Annotated in this window: 2 protein-coding genes; both read left to right on the forward strand. The window is 46.1% G+C overall.

What is annotated here, in order from left to right:
• Positions 1–940, forward strand: a 940-nt coding sequence (locus tag H6F93_RS32135; protein ID WP_190690136.1) for a hypothetical protein, incomplete at its 5' end; no start/stop codon positions are given.
• Positions 941–949: 9 nt separating this feature from the next.
• On the forward strand, positions 950–2017 hold the full coding sequence (gene cas7g, locus H6F93_RS32140; protein ID WP_190690139.1) for a type I-G CRISPR-associated RAMP protein Csb1/Cas7g: 1068 nt from the start codon (positions 950–952) through the stop codon (positions 2015–2017).
• The last annotated feature ends 51 nt before the right edge of the window (positions 2018–2068 follow it).

Here is a 2068-nt window from a genome sequence, read left to right on the forward strand (position 1 = left end):
AAGTTTGGGGCAATTTCGCCCCAGCAGAGGGTTAGTTGATTTTGCCGCTGAACTACGTCCTTACCGGCAGTTTATGAAACGTTTTTGTCGCCGAAAAGAAGCAACCCCGAAACTAGAGTCATTATTTAACCGTGTAGAATCTGCAATTTTTAACCTGTTGGGAGCAGACGGACAGATTATTGATGTCTTAGCTGCGATCGGTACTTTAGAATCCTATATTTCGCGTTCAGGGGAGATCGGCAAAGAGAACTTACCTTCCCCTTGCCCAACATTGTCATCTAAATGGGTAGCGAAAGCTTTGCAGGAGGATAGCAGCTCTGAAGTGCGATTGGCGCTTTCCCTTGCTAGTTGCCAGCTCCGTTCTCAGCTCTTTCGAGTCAATCGAGCCGAGCAGGGGTGGTGGAAATGGGATGAGGGTGAAACTTCCTGCTGGATCAATGGCTCACCCATCCAGTCCTTGTTGGAGTTACAGCAGCACTGGGAATTAAACGGTAAGCCAGACTGGTTCATTCCTGCCCTGCTTTGCGACATAAGTCGTTTCATTCTTCGAGACATCAACTTAGAACGGTTTGAAGAATTGCTCAAAGGCTTTGCCCTATGTTCCTTTAAGGATATTTCTCCACCTTCTATGCAATCATCGAACTATTTCATTTCACCGTTGTACGCTATGTGTGCTGTCTGTGTTTGGGGCGATCGCCGAGATGGAATTGAGGGAAAGGTTGCAGAACACACACAGGCACTGGTGCGCTGGTTGAGTTTGAATCAACCTGATCGAGCCGGAGAACAGGCTATTCGGTTACTTAGAAGTGCTGGATATCGCCCACAAGTGAGTCTATCTGGAAGTTTTAGAGGAGCAGATTTTAACCGCGCTGTTGCTGCATCCCTAGCGTTTCCACTCACTCAGTACCAAGTTGACTATCGTTTTTCTCGTTTTCTCTAGGAGGAACCCTTGAAACTGAATCGCACACCATCTAGAACCATCATCAAGTCCAACCTCACTCCGGCAGTTTATAACAGTTTTCAGCCAACTGGATTTCCTGATATCAAAGCTTCCCGGTTTGTTATTCCCGGTAGTAACCAGGAAAATCTTCTGGTAGAGTCACCTCAATCGATCGCAAATCGTCTTGAAGCAACGGTTTGGGATGCCGCAAAGCAGGGCTTACACTCTATCTTTATCGGATTACCCTATGTCCGTCTGGTAAATAAGGCAACTGGAGCTTACATCGCCAGTTCTTTATCTCTGCCCCATCGCCTTGCATCTGCTTATATCTCCAAAAACAAGGACCCATTCAGCAAGCGGTTGATCGATGACCTAAATTCAATAGGTGTTGCGGCTGCCACCTTTAAATACTGTCCAAACTCTCTTTTGCATGGCTGCTTCTATAGCCATGTAGAGGAAGGAAAACACAAGGCATTACGTCTCGTGGGAGGGCGAATTGATGCGTTCGATATTGCTCCTGTTGTTACAGGTGGTGCGGTAAAAGACCCAATCAGCGCTAGTGGTAAAGACTTCGATCTGACGGCAATCATCGATAGCAAGGTTGAGGGTGGAGATGATCGTGCCTCTAAAGCTGGAGCGGGAAATATTATTCACTATGCTGAAGAATTTGTTGCGAAACGGATTGAAGCAGCATTCTTCATTGATGATGAGTTGATTGCCGCACTTCCTCTAGAGGAGTGTGTAAAATCCCTGTTAAAGGCGATTGCGTGTTGGAAGATCTACACCTTTTTGCAATCTGACCTGCGGCTTCGTTCTAACTGTATCCTAGATGTTGTGGATGACCCTGAAGTGATCGGAATTGTTCCACCTCTGGAGGAATTGGAGCAGGAGATTCCAGATCTAATTAGTCAGTGTGCTGCACAAGAGTTGTTTGCTAAGCCTGCGGTAACAGAAATTGCGCTCGATTTAAAACTCAAACCTAAGCCTCCTACCACAACTACGACAAAGCCTAAACGGGATAAAAAGAACCAGAGTGAAGCTGAAATTGAACAGGGGCAATTGGAGGTTGAAGCGTAATGAGTGTGGTGATCGCAATTTCTTTGATTAGCAATCTTTATGGTGCAAATC

This window comes from Leptolyngbya sp. FACHB-671, from assembly GCF_014695745.1.
GTDB lineage: Bacteria > Cyanobacteriota > Cyanobacteriia > Elainellales > Elainellaceae > JAAUTN01.